The 17,578-nt window shown below is 71.4% G+C and carries 16 protein-coding genes and 1 pseudogene; 9 read left to right on the plus strand and 8 right to left on the minus strand.

All coding sequences use genetic code 11. The annotated features are described in order from the left end of the window. The first annotated feature begins 146 nt into the window (after positions 1–146). Entirely contained in the window at positions 147–2,144 is a 1,998-nt protein-coding gene (locus FBZ33_RS12360; RefSeq protein ID WP_141909142.1) for a translation factor GTPase family protein, read from the plus strand. A gap of 347 nt (positions 2,145–2,491) precedes the next feature. Further along, positions 2,492–3,691 (plus strand): RtcB family protein, encoded by a 1,200-nt coding sequence (locus tag FBZ33_RS12365; RefSeq protein WP_141909143.1) that lies wholly within the window; start codon positions 2,492–2,494, stop codon positions 3,689–3,691. Positions 3,692–3,732: 41 nt separating this feature from the next. On the opposite strand, the gene FBZ33_RS12370 is transcribed toward FBZ33_RS12365, so the two are convergent. The 6 genes from FBZ33_RS12370 to FBZ33_RS12395 all read right to left on the minus strand — a co-directional run bounded on the left by FBZ33_RS12370 (position 3,733) and on the right by FBZ33_RS12395 (position 9,970). Continuing rightward, positions 3,733–4,524, minus strand: coding sequence for a maleylpyruvate isomerase family mycothiol-dependent enzyme (locus FBZ33_RS12370; RefSeq protein ID WP_141909144.1), 792 nt, complete (start codon positions 4,522–4,524; stop codon positions 3,733–3,735). Positions 4,525–4,633: 109 nt separating this feature from the next. Further along, positions 4,634–6,127 carry an MFS transporter gene (locus FBZ33_RS12375; RefSeq protein ID WP_088947876.1) on the minus strand — a complete coding sequence of 498 codons (1,494 nt, stop codon included), beginning with the start codon at positions 6,125–6,127 and terminating at the stop codon, positions 4,634–4,636. A 37-nt stretch (positions 6,128–6,164) separates the two neighbouring features. Then, positions 6,165–6,809 (minus strand): TetR/AcrR family transcriptional regulator, encoded by a 645-nt coding sequence (locus tag FBZ33_RS12380; protein WP_141909145.1) that lies wholly within the window; start codon positions 6,807–6,809, stop codon positions 6,165–6,167. Between the two features lie 124 nt (positions 6,810–6,933). Beyond that, positions 6,934–7,842 (minus strand): Gmad2 immunoglobulin-like domain-containing protein, encoded by a 909-nt coding sequence (locus FBZ33_RS12385; RefSeq protein WP_141909146.1) that lies wholly within the window; start codon positions 7,840–7,842, stop codon positions 6,934–6,936. Beyond that, positions 7,839–9,275, minus strand: coding sequence for a HAMP domain-containing sensor histidine kinase (locus tag FBZ33_RS12390; protein WP_141909147.1), 1,437 nt, complete (start codon positions 9,273–9,275; stop codon positions 7,839–7,841). Before FBZ33_RS12390 ends, FBZ33_RS12385 begins: the two co-directional genes overlap by 4 nt. Positions 9,276–9,289: 14 nt before the next feature. Next, a complete protein-coding gene (locus tag FBZ33_RS12395) occupies positions 9,290–9,970 on the minus strand; it encodes a response regulator transcription factor (protein WP_088951700.1) in 681 nt (226 codons plus the stop codon). A 284-nt stretch (positions 9,971–10,254) separates the two neighbouring features. Here FBZ33_RS12395 and FBZ33_RS12400 point away from each other — a divergent pair, with 284 nt between their 5' ends. The 5 genes from FBZ33_RS12400 (at position 10,255) to FBZ33_RS12420 (ending at position 13,816) form a co-directional block, all read left to right on the plus strand. Then, a complete protein-coding gene (locus FBZ33_RS12400; protein WP_088947880.1) occupies positions 10,255–10,629 on the plus strand; it encodes an L-rhamnose mutarotase in 375 nt (124 codons plus the stop codon). Between the two features lie 127 nt (positions 10,630–10,756). Beyond that, a complete protein-coding gene (locus FBZ33_RS12405) occupies positions 10,757–11,584 on the plus strand; it encodes a peptidoglycan-binding protein (RefSeq protein ID WP_099852825.1) in 828 nt (275 codons plus the stop codon). 217 nt (positions 11,585–11,801) lie between these two features. Then, positions 11,802–12,215: a DUF6069 family protein gene (locus FBZ33_RS12410; protein ID WP_099852827.1), complete on the plus strand. Its 414-nt coding sequence runs from the start codon at positions 11,802–11,804 to the stop codon at positions 12,213–12,215. A gap of 39 nt (positions 12,216–12,254) precedes the next feature. Next, positions 12,255–12,608: a YciI family protein gene (locus FBZ33_RS12415; protein WP_141909148.1), complete on the plus strand. Its 354-nt coding sequence runs from the start codon at positions 12,255–12,257 to the stop codon at positions 12,606–12,608. A 20-nt stretch (positions 12,609–12,628) separates the two neighbouring features. Further along, a complete protein-coding gene (locus tag FBZ33_RS12420; RefSeq protein ID WP_141909149.1) occupies positions 12,629–13,816 on the plus strand; it encodes an RNA polymerase sigma factor in 1,188 nt (395 codons plus the stop codon). Between the two features lie 127 nt (positions 13,817–13,943). On the opposite strand, the gene FBZ33_RS12425 is transcribed toward FBZ33_RS12420, so the two are convergent. Together FBZ33_RS12425 and FBZ33_RS12430 are read right to left on the minus strand one after the other, a co-directional pair. Next, positions 13,944–14,507 carry a hypothetical protein gene (locus tag FBZ33_RS12425; RefSeq protein WP_141909150.1) on the minus strand — a complete coding sequence of 188 codons (564 nt, stop codon included), beginning with the start codon at positions 14,505–14,507 and terminating at the stop codon, positions 13,944–13,946. 130 nt (positions 14,508–14,637) lie between these two features. Further along, positions 14,638–15,900: an MFS transporter gene (locus FBZ33_RS12430; RefSeq protein ID WP_141909151.1), complete on the minus strand. Its 1,263-nt coding sequence runs from the start codon at positions 15,898–15,900 to the stop codon at positions 14,638–14,640. Positions 15,901–15,975: 75 nt separating this feature from the next. Here FBZ33_RS12430 and FBZ33_RS12435 point away from each other — a divergent pair, with 75 nt between their 5' ends. Beyond that, entirely contained in the window at positions 15,976–16,956 is a 981-nt protein-coding gene (locus tag FBZ33_RS12435; protein WP_255508832.1) for a helix-turn-helix domain-containing protein, read from the plus strand. A gap of 247 nt (positions 16,957–17,203) precedes the next feature. Then, positions 17,204–17,578, plus strand: a pseudogene (locus FBZ33_RS33740) (snapalysin family zinc-dependent metalloprotease); the annotation flags it as partial.

Consider the following 17,578-nt stretch of genomic DNA (forward strand, 5'->3'; position numbering starts at 1 on the left):
ATGGGAGCGCCGGTTTCCGGTTGCCCGCTCCGCAATAACCTGCTGAACTATCCGAAACCGCCCCCACCTTGAGGGAGCAATAATGCGCGCTGCGTCGATGTCCGACCGGAATGGATCTGTCGCCTACCCGAAGGACCTGACGCTGCGTGAAAACCCTGAACCTCGGCATCCTGGCTCACGTCGATGCCGGTAAGACCAGCCTGACCGAGCGGCTGTTGCACGACGTCGGTGTGACCGAGCAGCTCGGCCGGGTCGACGCGGGCAGCACCCAGACCGACACCCTGGCACTGGAACGGCAACGCGGCATCACCATCCGCTCGGCTGTCGTCTCCTTCGTGCTGGACGACGTGACAGTCAACCTGATCGACACGCCCGGTCACCCGGACTTCATCGCCGAGGTCGAGCGGGTGCTTGGTGTGCTCGACGGCGCGGTGCTGGTGATCTCCGCGGTGGAGGGGGTGCAGCCGCAGACCCGGGTGCTGATGCGGACCCTGCGCCGGCTGCGCATCCCGACGCTGATCTTCATCAACAAGGTCGACCGGGCCGGGGCGGACCCCGAACGGGTTTTCCGGGCGGTCGCGGAGAAGCTCACGCCGGCCGTCGTGGCGATGGGCTCGGTGGCGGTGCCGGGGACCCGCGGCGCCTACTGCACGCCGTACGGCCCGACCGACCTCGCCTTCACCGACCGGCTGCTCGACCTGCTCACCGGGCAGGATGACGTGCTGCTCGCCGACTGGGTGGCGGACACGTCCTCGCTGCCGTACCCGCGGCTGCGCGCCGCGTTGGCGACGCGGACCGGCCGCGCGCTGGTGCAGCCCGTGTACGTCGGCTCGGCGATCACCGGTGCCGGGGTGGAGGCGCTGATCGCCGGGATCACCGAACTGTTGCCCACCGTCGAGGGCGACGCCGACGCCCCGGCCTCCGGCACCGTGTTCGCCATCGAACGGGGCCCAGCCGGAGAGAAGATCGCCCTGGTCCGGCTCTTCGCCGGCACCATCCGGACTCGCGACCGGGTCCGCGTCGGGGCTGTCGACGCTGAACTGGTCACTGCCGTACGAGTCGTCGCCCATGGGGCCGACGTGGAGGCGTCGGCGGTCGAAGCCGGCCACATCGCCCGGTTGTGGGGCCTCAAGCACGCTCGGATCGGCGACCCGGTGGGCGTACCACCCGAACGTGGCGGCGCGGACCGCCACTTCGCGCCGCCCACCCTGGAGACCGTGGTGGTGCCAACGCGCCCCGGAGACCGGGTCGCGCTGCACGCCGCGCTGGTCCAGCTCGCTGAGCAGGACCCGCTGATCAACCTGCGGCAGGACGACCGGCGGCACGAAATCACCGTGTCGCTCTACGGTGAGGTGCAGAAGGAGGTCATCCAGGCCACCCTTGCCGACGACTTCGGCGTGGGGGTGACGTTCCGGGAGACCAGCACGGTGCACGTGGAGAGGGTGTGCGGCGTTGGTGAGGCGGTCGAGGTGATCGCGGTGGCGCCCAATCCGTTCCTGGCCACCGTCGGGCTGCGGGTCGCGCCGGCGCCGACCGGTGCCGGCGTGACTTTTCGGCTCGGCGTCGAGCTGGGTTCGATGCCACCGGCCTTCTTCACCGCCGTGGAGGAGACCGTGCGTCGAACCCTGCGCCAGGGCCTTCACGGGTGGGAGGTCCCCGACTGCGAGGTGACGATGACCCACGCCGGTTACTGGGCGCGGCAGAGCCATTCCCACGGCACCTTCGACAAGAGCATGTCCAGCACGGCGGGTGACTTCCGCAATCTCACCCCGTTGGTGCTGATGGCCGCACTCGCCCGCGCCGGCACCCGGGTCCACGAGCCGGTACACCGCTTCCGGCTGGAGGTGCCGGGTGACATCCTCGGCACGCTGCTGCCCGCGCTCACCCGGCTGGACGCGGTGCCGACCGACACCACCGGGCAGGGCGCGTCCTACCTGGTGCAGGGTGAGATCCCGGCCGGTCTGGTGCACGCGCTGGAGCGTCGCCTGCCTGCGCTGACCCGGGGGGAGGGCGTGCTGGAAACCGAGTTCGACTGCTACCGGCCGGTGCGTGGTCCCGTTCCCGTCCGGACCCGCTGGGACAACAATCCGCTGGATCGCAAGGAGTATCTGCTGGCGGTCGCGCGCCGGGTAGGCGGCCGGTAGCGGCGATATCCATTGCGGACGCGCCGTGGCCCTCTTAGTCTCGTCCGTGCAAGCTCAACCGATCACACCCCGAGGGGAGTACGCCGTGCCGCGACGCGTCCGCACCGATGCCGCCTCGCGCCTGCTCCCCGTCGGCGCCGCTGTGCTCACCACCGCTCAAACCTGTGCCTGCCGCCCATTGCGGCGCATCGAGCTGGGGTGGCGCGACTGACGTCGACGCTGACGCGTCCGTCGGCCGCCCATCCCACCGGGATCGGGCGGCCCTTTCGTATCCGCGTACCGCCGCCGGAAACCGGCCAGTCAGCGCATGATCATTAACGGTCACCGCACGACAGAAGGAGACCACTATGGGATTCACCCCTCTCGCCGGCACCCGGGCGCCGGTCCGGGTCTGGACCGACCCGTACGCCATCGAGCCGCAGGCCGCCCGGCAGCTGCGCAACATCGGAGCGCTGCCCTGGGTGCAGGGCGTCGCCGTCATGCCCGACGTGCATTTCGGCAAGGGCGCCACTGTCGGTTCGGTGATCGCGATGCGACAGGCCGTCTCACCGGCCGCGGTCGGCGTCGACATCGGCTGCGGAATGTCGGCGGTCCGCACCTCGCTGACCGCCGCTGATCTCCCGGACGACCTGGCCGCGCTGCGTTCGGCGATCGAGGCCACCATCCCGGTCGGCTTCGCCCAGCGGCAGGACATGGTCGACACCCGTCGGATCCGTGGTCTGGAGCAGTCGGGCTGGGACGACTTCTGGGGCCGGTTCGCCGGTCTGGACCGGCGGGTGGCGCAGCTGGAGACGCGGGCGCGGCGGCAGATCGGCACCCTCGGCGGGGGCAACCACTTCATCGAGGTCTGCCTGGAGCAGGGCGGCGCCGACGAGGGACGGGTCTGGCTGATGCTGCACTCCGGGTCCCGCAACATCGGCAAGGAGCTGGCCGAGCGGCACATCGGGGTGGCCCGGGGCCTGCCGCACAACGCCGACCTGCCGGACCGGGACCTGGCGGTGTTCCTCGCCGGCACGCCGGAGATGGACGCGTACCGGCGGGACCTGTGGTGGGCACAGGAGTACGCGCGCCGCAACCGGGCCGTCATGCTGGCCCTGCTCTGCAACGTGGTGCGTGAGCAGTTCCCGCAGGTCTCCTACGACGAGCCCATCTCGTGCCACCACAACTACGTCTCGGAGGAGAGCTACGACGGGATGGACGTGCTGGTCACCCGCAAGGGCGCGATCCGGGCCGGCCGGGGGGACCTGGGCATCATCCCCGGGTCGATGGGCACCGGGTCGTACATCGTGCGGGGTCGGGGCAACCCGGACGCGTACTGCTCGGCGTCGCACGGGGCTGGGCGGCGGATGTCGCGGGCACAGGCGAAGCGGACGTTCAGCACGGACGACCTGGCCGCGCAGACCGCCGGGGTGGAGTGCCGCAAGGACGCCGGGGTGGTCGACGAGATCCCCGGCGCGTACAAGGACATCACCGAGGTGATGGCCCAGCAGGAGGACCTGGTCGAGGTGGTGGCGCACCTCAAGCAGGTGGTCTGTGTGAAGGGTTGAGAGGCCGTGCGGACCGGGTGACCGGCCCGCACGGCACCGGCTCAGAAGCCGACGAAGACCCGACGCAGGTCGTCCAGGGTCACCGGCCCGGTCACCCGGACCCCCTCCGGGGTGTGCTGGGGACCCAGCCGTCCGGTGGCCAACCGCAGCCACGCCTCGGCGGGGGCGGTCAGCTCCCCGTCGGGCTGCTCCGGCGCGTCGACGACGTCAACCTTCTCGCCCAACCGCAGCCCGAAGGTCCGCTCGGGCGCCTCCAGCCGGACCAGCAGGGTGGCCTCCCGACCGCCCAGCTCCTGCGGGCGGCTGGTCCAGGCCAGCATGCCGCCGATCTGGTCGAGCAGCAGCCCCACCGCCGCCGGCGTCACCGCCGCGAACGAGTTGAACCCCACCTCGACGTCCCACTGGTGCAGGGCGAACTCGCTGAGGCGGAACCGGGCCGCGGTGGCCACGTCGACCGGCTCCGGCAGGAAGCCGAGGTCGATCCGCATGGAGGCCCGGGTCTCGGCGTCCAGCGCCTCGTACGCCTCGACCAGCCGCTCGTTGGTGGCGAGGAACCCGGCGGCGTGCTCGGCCGGGGACATCGCGTCCCACCGTGCCCAGACGCCGCGGTTGAAGTCCCCGTCCGGGCCGGGCGCGCCGGTGCGGGCGGCGTCCAGCGTCGCCAGGTTGATCTCGGCGCCGCTGCCCAGGTGGCTCAGCACCTGGGACACCTGCCACTCGCTGGCTCCCGAGGGGCGGAGCAGGTCGTCTTCCTTCAGGTCCCGTACGAGCGCGGCGAGCTCCTCGTGGCCCGCGCGCAGAGCCGTGATGATCTGGTCAGCAGGGGTCGACATGGATCTCCTCAAACGGACTTTCGACGATGGTCGGGACGTTACCGGACGTGGCCGCCGGCCGGCCCGCCCCGAGGTCGGGACGCTCCGGCCGGCAGCCGCGTCGGTCGGCTCAGCCCATGTGCACGGTGTTGCCGGTCGGGATGTCCTCCTTGCGCACCTTCACCAGGATCAGAGTGGCCAGCCCGGCGAGCACGATCAGGGCCGCGCCCCAGGCGAACGCCACGCGGTAGCCGTGCACCAGAGCCTCGATCTGGTTGACCGGGTTCGGCACGCGACCGACCAGGTACGCGGCGACCGCGCTGGTGTACATGGTGTTCAGCAGGGCGGTGCCGAGCGAGCCGCCGATCTGCTGGGTGGCGTTCAGCGTCGCGCTGGCCGCGCCGGCGTCGTGCTCCGGCACCCCCACCAGCGCGAGGCTGGACAGCGGCACGAACGTGAAGCCCAGGCCCATGCCGAGGATGACCTGGGCGGGCAGCAGGAGGGTGAGGAACGAGGTGTCCACGTCGATCTGGGTCAGCGCCAGCATGGCCACGGCGGCGAGCACGGCGCCGCCGACCATCAGCGGCTTGGCACCCACCCGTGGCATCAGCTGGCTGGCGCCACCAGCGGCGATCAGCACACCGACGGTGACCGGAAGCGACGCGAGCCCGGCCTCGAGGGGCTTGTACTGCAACACCACCTGGAAGTAGAAGGTCAGGAACAGGAACGCCCCGAACAGGCCGGCGCCGATCAGCGTCGAGGCGAGGTACGCCCCGCCCCGGTTGCGGTCCAGGATGATCCGCAGCGGCAGCAGCGGGTGGTTGGAGCGCAGCTCGATCACCACGAAGATGGCGAGCAGCGCCACACCGGCGGCGATGAAGCCGAGCGTCTGGGTGGCGTCCCAGCCGTCCTCGGCGGCCTTGGTGAAGCCGTAGACCAGGGAGACCAGGCCGGCGGTCACCACGATCGCGCCGGGCACGTCGTAGCGGGTGTTGCCGTGCGCCCGGCTCTCCGGCACCAGCGGGAGGGCCAGGGCGATGGCGATGGCCGCCACCGGGATGTTGACCAGCAGGCACCAGCGCCAGTCGGCGTACTCGGTGAGCACCCCACCGAGCAGCAGACCGACCGCCGAGCCACCGCCGGCGATCGCGCCGTACACCGCGAAGGCCTTGGCCCGCTCGGTGGCCTCGGTGAACAGGACGGTGAGCAGCGCCAGCGCCGCCGGGGCGAGCAACGCGCCGAAGGCGCCCTGAAGCGCACGGGCGGCGAAGAGCATGCCGCCGGTGGTGGCGAGGCCGCCCAGTGCGGAGGCGAGCGCGAACCCGGTCATGCCGACCAGGAAGGTGCGCTTGCGCCCCCAGTAGTCGGCGATCCGGCCGCCGAGCAGCAGCAACCCGCCGAACGCCAGCGTGTAGGCGGTGATCACCCACTGCCGGTTCGCGTCGGTGATGCCCAGGTCGGCCTGGGCCTGCGGCAGCGCGATGTTCACGATCGTGGCGTCGAGCACGACCATCAGCTGCGAGACCGCGATGACCGCCAGCGCGATCCAGCGCCGCGGGTGCGGCGCTCCTGTCGACGTCCCGGCGCCGGGCGCGCCGGGGGCGGTCGAGGTGGTTCCGGGCATGGTGAAGCCTTCCGTGTTGCGAATGTCGAGAAAGAGATCAGGCCTGAGACGGGCGGTCGTGCTGGTAGCGGAGAACCGGGATCAGCACCTGGTCGACGACCTGGGTGAGGAACGCGTCATCGGCGGGTAGGCCGTGCGCGACGATGCGGGACATGGTGAGCGCGGGCGCCAGATCGTGGAACAACTCGCGCTCGCCGGCCTCCGGCGGGATCTCCCCCCGGGCGGCGGCACGGACCAGGATGGCGGTGCTCGCCACCCGCCCGGCCGGCAGCACCTGGCGGCGTACCAGGCGTTCCAGCTCGGGGTTGGTCCGCATGGCGAACGTCAACGCCTGCATGAGGTCACAGTCGGCCACACAGATCGCCGCCGTGGCGCGCAGCAACTCGATCAGGTCACCGCGCAGTGAACCGGTGTCGGGCGGGTTGTGCACCCCCACCTGCCGGCCGCCCAGGGCGGCGACGACCAGCTCGGCCTTGCCGTCCCAACGCCGGTAGATGGTGGCCTTGCTGACGTGGGCGCGAGCGGCGACGGCGTCGATCGTCATCCGGTCGTAGCCGACCTCGCGCAGCAGGTCGGTGACGACGGCGAACAGGTCGCCGTCGGTGCAGCGTGGGCCCCGGGCCGCCGGCACTCCGGCACCCCCGCCCACCTGCTGACCACCCAGCATCCCCGTACCCCCCATGAAACGATGTCGTACTGACACTAGTTCTCCAGGGTGGGAACATGCAGGCTTTCGTGAGTTGCGTCGCAGGACGTCAACGAAACGATTACGTTTCCGAGCGGAGTCCGGTGGGTGAACGTGCTGGTCAGAGACCGGGTGCGAGGATCACCGGCACCGCCGTCGTGTTGATCCGTGAACCGTCGAGGGCGGACACCTCGTACACCTCGACGGTGCCCTGCTGCTCCCGAGCCGTCCGCCAGCCGACCACCACGCGGTAGCCGCCCCGGCAGCCGCTGCCGCAACTGGCGGTGCTGAAGCCGGTGGCCACCTCCCGGCCGGCGGCGTCCAGCACCCGCACGCTCACCGTGGCCTCGAACACCGTGGCGGTGCCCGTGACGACGAGCGGGGCGGCCACCCGCTCACCGGCGGTCGGGCTGGTCACCACGATCGGCGGCAGCAGGTCCGCGTAGGCCGGCCGACCGACCGGGCCCGCGCCGCCCAGGCTGACCTGACGCACAGTGGGGAACTGGGTGAGCGTCCACACCACCTGCGCCTCGCGTAATCGCCGCTCCGCCGGGTCGCCGACAGCCGGCACCCGCAGCGTCGCCGTGCCGTCGGTGATTCGGGTGACCTCGATGCCGGCCGGGACGAGGGTGGTCAACCCGGCGTCGGCCTCGGCCGGCGTGGGTCCGGCGGCCAGCTCGGTCAGCGCCAGCCGGGACGTCGACAGGGTGGCCGGCCGGGCCCGCCTGGTCGGCACGAGTTGCCCGGCGCGGACGAGCCACAGCTCGATGGTCACGGTGTCGCGGGTGCCGGCCGGCCCGGGCGGGGTCGTCGTGGGTGATCGTGGAGGCCCCGCCGAGGGGGTCGGATCCGGACGGTCGGTCGATGCGGCGCTCGGCGGGGCCGTGCTCGGCGGTGCCGCGCTGGACGGCATCGTGCTGGACGGCGCCGCCGCGGGCGCCGGGCCGAGCGCCCCGGAGCGCGGGGTGCCGCACCCGCTCACCAGCAGGCCGGCGACGAGCACCGACGCGATCACACCGTGCCGGCTCATGCGCTGTCACCCGCCGCCGTGCCGGCCGGCTCGCCGTGGTCGCTCGCTGGCGCGGGGGGACCGTGCGCCGGCAGCTCCAGCCGGAAGCGGGTGCCGGCGCCGGATTCGCTGCGGACGCTCAGCACACCGCCGAGCACTGTGGCGTGTTCCCGGGCGATGGCCAGCCCGAGCCCGCTGCCCGGCGCGGACCGGGACGGGTCGACCTTGTGGAACCGGTCGAAGACGTGGGGCAGGTGCTCCACCGGGATGCCCGGCCCCTGGTCGGTGACCTCGAAGACGACCACCGGGCCCGCCCCGGTCACGGTTGCCCGGATCTCCCCGCCGCCGTGTTCGACCGCGTTGGCGACCAGGTTGGCCAGCACGCGCTCCAGCCGGCGCGTGTCGGTGCGCAGCGTGATCGCGTCGCCGCTGACCAGAACCCGCCCCGACCAGCCGCGTGTCGCGACGATCCCGTGCAGCAGCGCCGACGCGTCGACGGACCCGACGGCCGGCTGCTCCCGGCCGGAATCCAACCGGGAGATCTCCATCAGGTCCTCGACCAGCCGGCGCAGCCGGACCACGTCGCCGACCAGCAACCGCGCGGCCGGTCGTGCATCGCCGGGCAACTGGTCGAGGTGCTCACCCAGCAGCGACGCCGCGGCCACCAGGGCGGTCACCGGGGTACGCAGCTCGTGCGCCACATCGGCGGTGAACCGCCGCTCACGGGCCTGCGCGGCCGACAGTGCCGCGATCTTCGACTCCAGTGCCTCGGCCATCTCGTTGAACGTCGCCGCCCAGACGCTGAACTCGTCGCGCCCGCGCACCGGCAGGCGGGTGTCGAGCAGACCCTCGGTGAGCGCCCGGGCGGCCCGGCTGGCCCGGCCCACCGGCTCCAACGTGCGGCGGGCCAGCGCGTGACCCACCCCGGCGGCGAGCAGCACCACGAGCACCCAGCCCGCCACCAGTGCGGAGCGCAGTTGACCCAGGTCGGTGGCGACGTCGTCCTCCACGGTGAGGACGTACAGCTCGGCGGTCGAGCCGGGGATGCGCCCGCCGACCACCAGCAGCCGAGGACGTTGCGCCGGTGCGGAGCGCTGGTATCCGAGCTGTCCACCCGCGACGGTGGCCCGCAACCCGGTGCCCAGCGTCGGGGCGTACGCGGGGTGCGAGGGGCGGCTCGGGCCGTCGACGAGCACCACGTGCCGGCCGCTGGCCTCGAAGCTGGTGAGCAGGTCGGTGCTGCGTTGCTCGGTCAGCGGGAGGAACTGTCCGGCGAGCACGAGTTGGTAGCGGGCGTCGGCGGCTGCCTCCTGCAGCGACGCGTCCCACCAGGACTGCCGCAGCAGCAGCCCGGTCCCACCGGCGAGCAGGCCGGCCGAGACGCCCGCGACCAGGACGAACGCGATGGTCAGCCGACGCCGCAGGCGGCCCGGGGTCACCGCGCGTCCGGCCATCGCCGCCCCTCCCGTCAGCCCACTGACAGCTTGTAGCCGGCGCCACGCACGGTACGGACCAACCGTGGCTGCGCCGGGTCCTCCTCGATCTTGGAGCGCAGCCGTTGCACCGCCACGTCGACCAGCCGGGAGTCGCCGAGGAAGTCGTGGTGCCAGACCAGGTCCAGCAGCAACTCCCGGGTGAAGACCTGGCCGGGTCGGCGGGCCAGCTCCAGCAACAGCCGGAACTCGGTGGCGGTCAGCGCCACCTCCCGGCCGTGCCGACGGACCACGAAGCTGCCCGGGTCGATCTCCAGGCTGCCGACCTCGATGATGGTGGACGGGGCGGTAGCGCTCATTCTGCGCAGCACCGAGCGGACCCGGGCCACCAACTCGGGCAGGTCGAAGGGCTTGCGCAGGTAGTCGTCGGCGCCGCACTCCAACCCGACCACCACGTCGATGGTGTCGGTGCGCGCGGTCAGCATCAGGATCGGCACCTGACTGGTACGCCTAATCTCCCGGCAGACGTCCAGGCCGTCCAGACCGGGCAGCATGACGTCGAGCACGATCAGGTCGACCGGGTGGGCTCGCCACGCCGCGAGGGCCTGCCGCCCGTCGACGGCGGTGTCGACCCGGAAGCCGGCGCGGCGCAGTCCGAGGGCGGTGACCTCCCGGATGGAGGCGTCGTCCTCGACCACCAGCACGCGGCCCTCCATCACCCGAGAGTAGACCCGCCGCCACGGTGCGCAGCCTGGCGAAACGGTCGGGTTCCACGGACCGGCCGGACCGTTGAGCGGCACCGACAACCCCACCTCGCACCGGGCCGAGCGTTGATCTCGACGTGGGCTACTGAGATCATCGATCGCTCGGATCAGCACACCGGCTGATCCGGCGGTCAGCGCGTACCGACCGCCACGCCCATCGGCGGCGGACGGCGCGTGCCGTTGCCGGTGGCCCGCGGGCCGCCTCGATCCGACCAGTTCACACGAAGGGGCACGACGTGCAACGTCACGGCTGCGTGATCCGACTCCGACCGGAGCAGCGGGAAACCTATCTTCGGCTGCACGCCACCGTCTGGCCGAGCGTCGAGCAGACGCTGCGCGAGGCGAACTTCCGCAACTACACCATCTTCCTCCACGACGACCTGCTCTTCGGCTACTACGAGTACGTCGGCGACGACTACGACGCCGACCTGCGGCTCATCGCTGCGGACCCGCAGACACAGGAGTGGTGGAAGCTGACCGACCCGTGTCAGGAGTCGCTCGCCGAGCCCGGCTCGGGGGACTGGTGGGCGCCGATGCGGGAGGTCTGGCACCTGGCCGACGAGGCCGTCGAGCAGGCACCCGACCCGGCCGGGCAGGGCTCCGGCAGCTAGCTGACACGGAGCTACGACGGCAGCGCCGCGGACTTTCGTACGCCCCGGCGGGGTGACAACTCCGCTCCCGCATTGAAGACTAGCTTCATTCGTTGGTGTAGATCGGTCAATATCCTACGGAGGAAGCGTGCTCACCAGAAGAAGCCTGCTCGTCGCTGCCGGTGCGGCGGTGGTCGGCGCCGTACCGCTGGCCAACTCGGCCACTGCCGCGTTGCCGCAGCTGGACATGGAAGCGCTGATCAAGGCGGCGCAGATCGACCCGCGTCGGCCGGACACCGCGCTCACCGACGGGGCCAAGGACAGCGTCCTGCTGGTGGAGCGTGCCCTCCAGGCGAGAGGGCTGCTGTCGTCGACGTACGTCGACGGGCATTTCGGCACCAGCACGATCGCCGCGTACGCGGCGTACCAGCGGTCCCTCGGCTACACCGGTCTCGACGCGACCGGCCTGCCCGGCCCGTCGTCGCTGCGGTCGCTCGGCGAGGGGCGTTACACAGTGGTCAGGGCGATCTCACCAGGCAGCGTGGTGACCCTGCGCGGTGTGCAGGTCAACACGCGCACCAGGTCGATGCTGTTCGAGGCCGAACGCCTGCTCGGCCGTCAGCTCGGCATCACGCAGGGCTCGTACAGCAGCGGTGTGGGCGCATCCGCCGGCACGCACGACGGCGGCGGTGCGCTCGATCTCTCGGTCAGCGGGCTCTCCTCAGCCGTGCGAACGGATGTGCTGCGTCGCCTGCGGACTGTGGGCTTCGCCGCGTGGCTGCGGACCCCGGCCCAGGGGGACTGGGGCTATCACATCCACGCCATCGCGCTGTCCGACACCGACCAGTCGACAGGTGCGCAGAACCAGGCCGGCGACTATTACCTCGGTCGTAACGGCCTGGCCAACCGGGGCGCCGATGACGGGCCGGCAGTCAGCCCCAAGCGGACCTGGGAGGAATACCAGCGCACGCTCTGAGGCTCACGGTCCTCCCATGACCGTGGCCGGAGCATGATCCACTCGCGTTCGTGACAGTCGGGGCATCCGCGGTGTCCGGACACCCCGACTTCACCAACGTCGAGTCGATCAAGTCTTCGAAAAGATTCTGGCGGTCCTGTCGATTGGGGTTGATCCTCTTCGTAGCCCTGGTGAGAGCCCGGCACAACAGCGGGCCACGCACCCACTGGAGGGCACGATGACCAGCACAGCGACCACCACTCCCACCACCACGTCGACCTTCGGCGCGCTGATTCGTACCGGTCTCATCGCCACCGTTGCCGCGAGCGCCGCCACCATGGCCGTCGCCGCCGTCGGCCACGCGGCAGGCATCAGCCTCGACGTGGCCGACGCGCCGATCCCGGTGACCGGGTTCGGCGTGCTGACCGCCGTATTCTCGCTGGTCGGGGTGCTCCTCGCCGCGTTGCTGTCCCGTTTCGCCCGGCGTCCGCGGCGCACGTTCGTCCGTACGACGGTGGTGCTCACCGTCCTGTCGCTGGTGCCGGACGTGATCGCGGACGCCGGGGCGGGCACCAAGGCGCTGCTGATGCTCACCCACCTGGTCGCGGCCGTGATCGTGATCCCCGCCGTCGCGCGTCGCCTGGCCGCCTGACCTGCCGCCATCCACCCGTCGACCTACCGGAGGAACGTCATGAAGCAGTACCTGCTGTCCGTGCACTTCGTCGAGGGCGCGCCGGCCCCGTCCGACGATGAGATGCAGACCATGTTCGCGGAAACCGGCCGGATCAACGACGAGATGCAGGCCGCAGGCGCCTGGGTCTTCGGCGGAGGGCTCCTCTCGCCGGACAGCGCCACCGTCGTCCGGGTCGAGAGCGGCGCCACCACCATGAGCGATGGGCCGTTCGCCGAGACGAAGGAGCACATCGCCGGGTTCTGGGTCATCAGGTGCGAGGACCTGGACCAGGCGCTCGCCTGGGCCGAGAAGTGCGCGGCGGCCTGCGGCCCGGTCGAGGTGCGCCCCTTCGACGACCTGTCCCAGGCCTGAACAGGGGTCGGTCACCCGACATGGACCTGGCGAGCATCTACCGCGCGGAGTACGGCCGCTGCGTCGCGACCCTGACCCGCGTCCTCGGTGACATCAACCTCGCCGAGGAGGCGGTCCAGGACGCCTTCACCACGGCGTTGCAGAAGTGGCAGACCCCGCCGCCCAACCCGGGCGCCTGGATCGTGACCACCGCCCGCAACCGGGCCGTCGACCGGCTTCGCCGGGAGTCGACCCGCGAGGCCCGGCACGCCCAGGCCCTGCTGCTGCACCACCAGGACGAGCCGCGAGAGGTGGGACCGGTGAAGGACGACCAGCTGCGACTCATCTTCACCTGCTGCCACCCGGCGCTCGCCCCCGACGCGCGGACCGCCCTCACGCTGCGCCTGCTCGGTGGCCTCGACGTATCGGAGATCGCCCGGGCGTACCTGGTCCAGGAGGCCACCGTCGCCCAGCGGATCGTGCGCGCCAAGAAGAAGATCCGGGACGCCAACATCCCGTACCGGGTGCCCGCCGAACATGAGCTGCCGGACCGGCTGCCCCCGGTGCTCACCGTGCTCTACCTGATGTTCAACGAGGGGTACGCGTCCACAGCCGGGCCGTTGATCAGAACGGACCTGTGTACCGAGGCGATCCGGCTCACCCGCGAACTCGCCGCGTTGATGCCCGACGAGCCCGAGGTCCTGGGCCTGCTCGCCCTGTTGCTGCTGACCGAGGCCCGCCGCCCGGCAAGGCTCGACGCGACCGGCGAGCTGGTGCTGCTGGCCGACCAGGACCGGTCACTGTGGAACCCGACACTCATCGCCGAGGGCCACGACCTGGTCCGCCGCTGCCTGCGGCGCAACCGGCCCGGCCCGTACCAGATCCAGGCCGCGATCAGCGCTGTGCACACCGACGGCGCCGCCACCGACTGGCCACAGGTTCTGGCACTGTACGACCAGCTCCTCGTGATCATGCCAACGCCGGTCGTCGCGCTCAACCGTGCCGTCGCCGTCGCCGAGGTGCACGGGCCGGCGGTGGCCCTCGCCGCGTTGGAGGATGTCGACCTCCCCGGCTACCACCGGCTGCCCGCCACCCGGGCCGAGTTGCTCGCCCGGCTCGGACGCGACGATGAGGCACGAGCCGCCTACGACCAGGCCGTGGCCCTGGCCACCAACGAGACCGAGCGGGCCTACCTGCGGACCCGTCGTACCGCACTGAATCACCAGTGACCGGACAACATCATGAGCAGCTCCCAGGAACTCGTCTACCGCCCCACCGTGCACGTCTGAGCCGTCCCGACACCCACCGCCCCGGCGACGGACGCGTCTGCCGGGGCGGCTCGGTGTCCGGCAATGATCACCACTGGTGGGCCACGTCGAGCACGATCCGACTGTGTCCGCCGGGACCGGCGAGGACGAACGTGCGGAACGGCAACCGCGCCCGTACGCCGACCGCGAAGGTGCTGTAGCCCTCGAAGCTGCCGCCGAAGACGACGTCACGCAGTGTCGGGTAGCGCAGCAGGTTCGCGACGTGCTCACCGACCGCGTACGGCACGGTGCCCTGGTGTGCGTCGTCGTACGCCGGTGCGCGCAGCGAGACCCGCAGCAGCGCCCCTCCGGCCGTGTACGGCGACAACGCCAGCCCCTCGCCCTCGGTCCACGTCTCGCCGTAGCCGACCGCGTAACCGTCGACCGGGCCGGCGAACTCGAACACCACCCGGTCGTAGCAGTCGTGCCGCCCGGTGCGGACGTCGACCAGCGGGGCGTCGCTGAGCGCGCCGGCCGACTTCTCCCCGCTGCCCCAGGTGATGCCGCAGTACGCCGACGCGGTCGTGGTGCCCGCCGCGGTGCTGCTGCCCGCGCCGACGAGCAGCCCGGCGAGGACGACCACCATCGCCGTCAGTGCGCTTCTGATCCTCATCGTGGTTCTCCGTTCGAGATTCGGGGCCACGTGGCGGCGGCGCTGCCGGTGGCCCTCTGCCGCCACCGTCGTCCCTTCTCGGCACGGGCACTTCGCCGCGGCGTAACCGCTCAGTAACAGCGGCCGAGATTCAGCCGACTGTGGGCGGCCGGTGGAGCGTGCGCAGCGGGGAGCAGAACACCGGAAGCCAGGTCAACGCGTTCGCGATCGCACCGACCACCAGCGCGGTGCGGACGCCTCCGTACTGTCCGAGCACTCCGGCGAGTACGGCGCCGATGGTGAGCGCCCCGGTGAGCAGAAACCGGAAGGTGGCGTTCATCCGCCCGAGCAACGCGTCCGGGGTGGCGCCCTGGCGGAGGCTGACCCCGATCACGTTGCCGACTCCCGTCCGCCAGGCCAACGCCAGCCAACCGACCGCCGCCACCCAGAGCATCGGCCCGGTGTCGATCAGCGTGACCAACCCGCCGAGCGGCGCAACGAGCAGCCCGGGCAGCCAGAGCGCGCGACCGTGGCCTATCCGCTCGGCGAGCGGGCGTGCGGTCACCGCACCGAGCAGGGCACCGATCCCACCCATGCCGAGGAACAGGCCAAGGGCAGCCGCGCCCAGCCCCAACTCGCGCAGGAACACCACCGGCAGCAGGGTGGTGGTCAGCTGCATGGTCAGGTTGATACTCGCGGTCGAGAGGACGAGCGGGCGGAGCAGGGGGTTGCCGGTCACGTGCCGGACGCCCGTGCGGAGCTGCTGGACGAAACCGCCCGGCGCCCGCGGCGGACGTCGGCGGGGTGCTTCGGCACGGATCCGGGCCAGAATCACACCGGACACCACGAAGGTCACCGCGTCCAGCACGATCGCGACCGGTGCCGTGAGCGCCTGTACGACGATCCCGCCCAGCCCTCGACCCGCAATCTGCATGGTCGCACTGGTGCTCATCATCAGTGCGTTCGCCGCCACCAACCGGCTCCTGCCTACCAACTCCGGCAGATAGCTCTGCGCGGCGACGTCGGCGAAGACGGTGCCGACTCCGGTCAGCAGCACCACCACGTACAGCTGCGGGATGGTCAGCCACCCGGCCCACCATGCCACCGGCACGGATGCGACCAGCGCCGCCCGGGTGAGATCGGCGGTGACCAGGACGGCACGGTGCGGCAGCCGGTCGACCCAGACTCCGGCCGGCAGACCGATCAGCAGGAACGCGGCGGTGCTCAGCGCACCGAGCAGCCCCACCTCACCGGGGCTTGCCGACAGCAGTGACACGGCCAACACCGGCACGGCCAACTGGCCAATGTGGAAGCCGACGCCATCGATGAGGGCGGCGGTGTAGAGCAGTCGGAAGGAATTCGGCCAGGGGTTGGCCTGGTCCGTCGATCCGGTCGTCGTCCAGGCGGTGGTCATGCCGCCCACGGTGCCGGCGGCAGCGCCTCGAACCGATAGATTTGACTCTCGCCGAATCCGTCGGGGGCGCCAATGATGCTGGTCGGTCTGAACGTGCGGGACCTGGCGATGATCCGATTCGCGGTGTCACCGCTCTGGGAAGCTGTGGCGAGCGTGCGGATCATCAAGCGGCCGCGTCAGTTTCCGGAACATCTGGCCTGGTACGAGCGGGTCCAGCCACGCTTGGCGGGCGTGCGGTGGCAGCTCTTCGCCGACCTGGTGCAGATGCCGACGCCGATCATCCCGACCTTCGTCTGCCCGCCGCCGGCCACCTCACAGCCCACCCTCGACATCGAGTTGGCGTCCCTCGTCGCCACCCCTGCCGAAGCGGTGCGGGCCAGCCTCGACGCGCTGCCCGGGCCGCGGTCGTCACCTCTGGCGGCGCTCTATGCCGACCCGCCGAGTCACCTCGATCGGCTGGCCGAGGCCATCCGGGCGTACGTCGACGCGGTCATCGCACCCTACTGGCCCCGGATGCGCACCCTGCTGGAGCGGGAAGTGCTACTCGGTGCTCAGCGCATGGCCACCGACGGGGTTCATGGTCTGCTCAACCACCTCGACCCCTTCGTCCGGCTGAAGGCCGACACGCTGTCGGTGGAGCACATCACCCAAAGTGGCGCGGTGCGACTCGACGGGCGGGGCCTGCTGCTCGTACCGTCGGTATTCAACGGCCGCCGGGTGTGGTCGAATTTCGGCTCTCCTGGACAACCGGTGCTGCGCTTCCCGGCGCGGGCGGTGGCCACCCTCTGGGAACGGGATCGGACCCCGCACGGGCACGCGCTCGCCCGGGTCCTGGGTCGGACCCGCGCGGCGCTGCTGCACGAGTTGGCCGTGCCGACCTCGACTCTGGAACTCGCCGAACGGTGCCAGCTCACCTCGGGCACCGTGTCCCAGCACCTCGGCGCGCTGCGTGACGCCGGCCTCGTCGGCACCCACCGGGTCGGACGCTTCGTCCTCTACGCCCGCACAACCGCAGCCGAGGCGCTGATCGCCGCCAACGGTACGGCTGTCACCTGAGACCGGTCGGGCGGCCCGTCAGGTCGATGGCGCGCCTCGGCGGTATGACGCTTCCGCTATGTCGGACATCGGTCGCCCGGGCTCTAGCATTCACATACATCGATGATCGGTGGCCGGTGGCCGCCGGGCGACCGTAGGGGAGTGCGTGATGTTCCGACGACAACTGAGACGTACGGCGATGGCCATGCTGGTGGCCGTGCTGGCGGCAGCCGGGGTGCAGCTCGCCACGGGCGCTCCGGCCGCCGCCGTGCGGACCGTCTACTACGACGCGAGCCGGACCGGTGAGTTCCGCACCAACTTCGACCAGGCGGCACAGATCTGGAACAGCCGGGTCAGCAACGTCCGGCTGCTGGCCGGCACCCCGGCCAGCATCACCATCTACGTCGACGACGGCTGGCCCCGGGCTCAGCCGACCGGCCTCGGCTCGGGACGGATCTGGATGGGCCGCACGGCCGTCAACCAGGGCTACGACCGTAACCGCATCGCCGCCCACGAGATCGGGCACATCCTGGGCCTGCCGGACCGGCGTACCGGACTGTGCACCGACCTGATGTCCGGCAGCAGCGCCCCGGTGTCCTGCCGCAACGCCAACCCCAGCTCGACCGAGGCGAGCCGGGTGAAC

Origin of the sequence: Micromonospora sp. A202 (assembly GCF_006715105.1) — a bacterium.
Taxonomy (GTDB): domain Bacteria; phylum Actinomycetota; class Actinomycetes; order Mycobacteriales; family Micromonosporaceae; genus Micromonospora; species Micromonospora zamorensis.

Excerpts from the sequence above, each read along its gene's own strand:
- FBZ33_RS12365 (WP_141909143.1), top strand. The coding sequence starts at position 2,492 with ATGGGATTCACCCCTCTCGCCGGCACCCGGGCGCCGGTCCGGGTCTGG.
- FBZ33_RS12370 (WP_141909144.1), bottom strand. The coding sequence starts at position 4,524 with ATGTCGACCCCTGCTGACCAGATCATCACGGCTCTGCGCGCGGGCCAC.
- FBZ33_RS12375 (WP_088947876.1), bottom strand. The coding sequence starts at position 6,127 with ATGCCCGGAACCACCTCGACCGCCCCCGGCGCGCCCGGCGCCGGGACG.
- FBZ33_RS12380 (WP_141909145.1), bottom strand. The coding sequence starts at position 6,809 with ATGGGGGGTACGGGGATGCTGGGTGGTCAGCAGGTGGGCGGGGGTGCC.
- FBZ33_RS12385 (WP_141909146.1), bottom strand. The coding sequence starts at position 7,842 with ATGAGCCGGCACGGTGTGATCGCGTCGGTGCTCGTCGCCGGCCTGCTG.
- FBZ33_RS12390 (WP_141909147.1), bottom strand. The coding sequence starts at position 9,275 with ATGGCCGGACGCGCGGTGACCCCGGGCCGCCTGCGGCGTCGGCTGACC.
- FBZ33_RS12395 (WP_088951700.1), bottom strand. The coding sequence starts at position 9,970 with ATGGAGGGCCGCGTGCTGGTGGTCGAGGACGACGCCTCCATCCGGGAG.
- FBZ33_RS12410 (WP_099852827.1), top strand. The coding sequence starts at position 11,802 with ATGACCAGCACAGCGACCACCACTCCCACCACCACGTCGACCTTCGGC.
- FBZ33_RS12415 (WP_141909148.1), top strand. The coding sequence starts at position 12,255 with ATGAAGCAGTACCTGCTGTCCGTGCACTTCGTCGAGGGCGCGCCGGCC.
- FBZ33_RS12420 (WP_141909149.1), top strand. The coding sequence starts at position 12,629 with ATGGACCTGGCGAGCATCTACCGCGCGGAGTACGGCCGCTGCGTCGCG.
- FBZ33_RS12425 (WP_141909150.1), bottom strand. The coding sequence starts at position 14,507 with ATGAGGATCAGAAGCGCACTGACGGCGATGGTGGTCGTCCTCGCCGGG.
- FBZ33_RS12430 (WP_141909151.1), bottom strand. The coding sequence starts at position 15,900 with ATGACCACCGCCTGGACGACGACCGGATCGACGGACCAGGCCAACCCC.
- FBZ33_RS12435 (WP_255508832.1), top strand. The coding sequence starts at position 15,976 with ATGCTGGTCGGTCTGAACGTGCGGGACCTGGCGATGATCCGATTCGCG.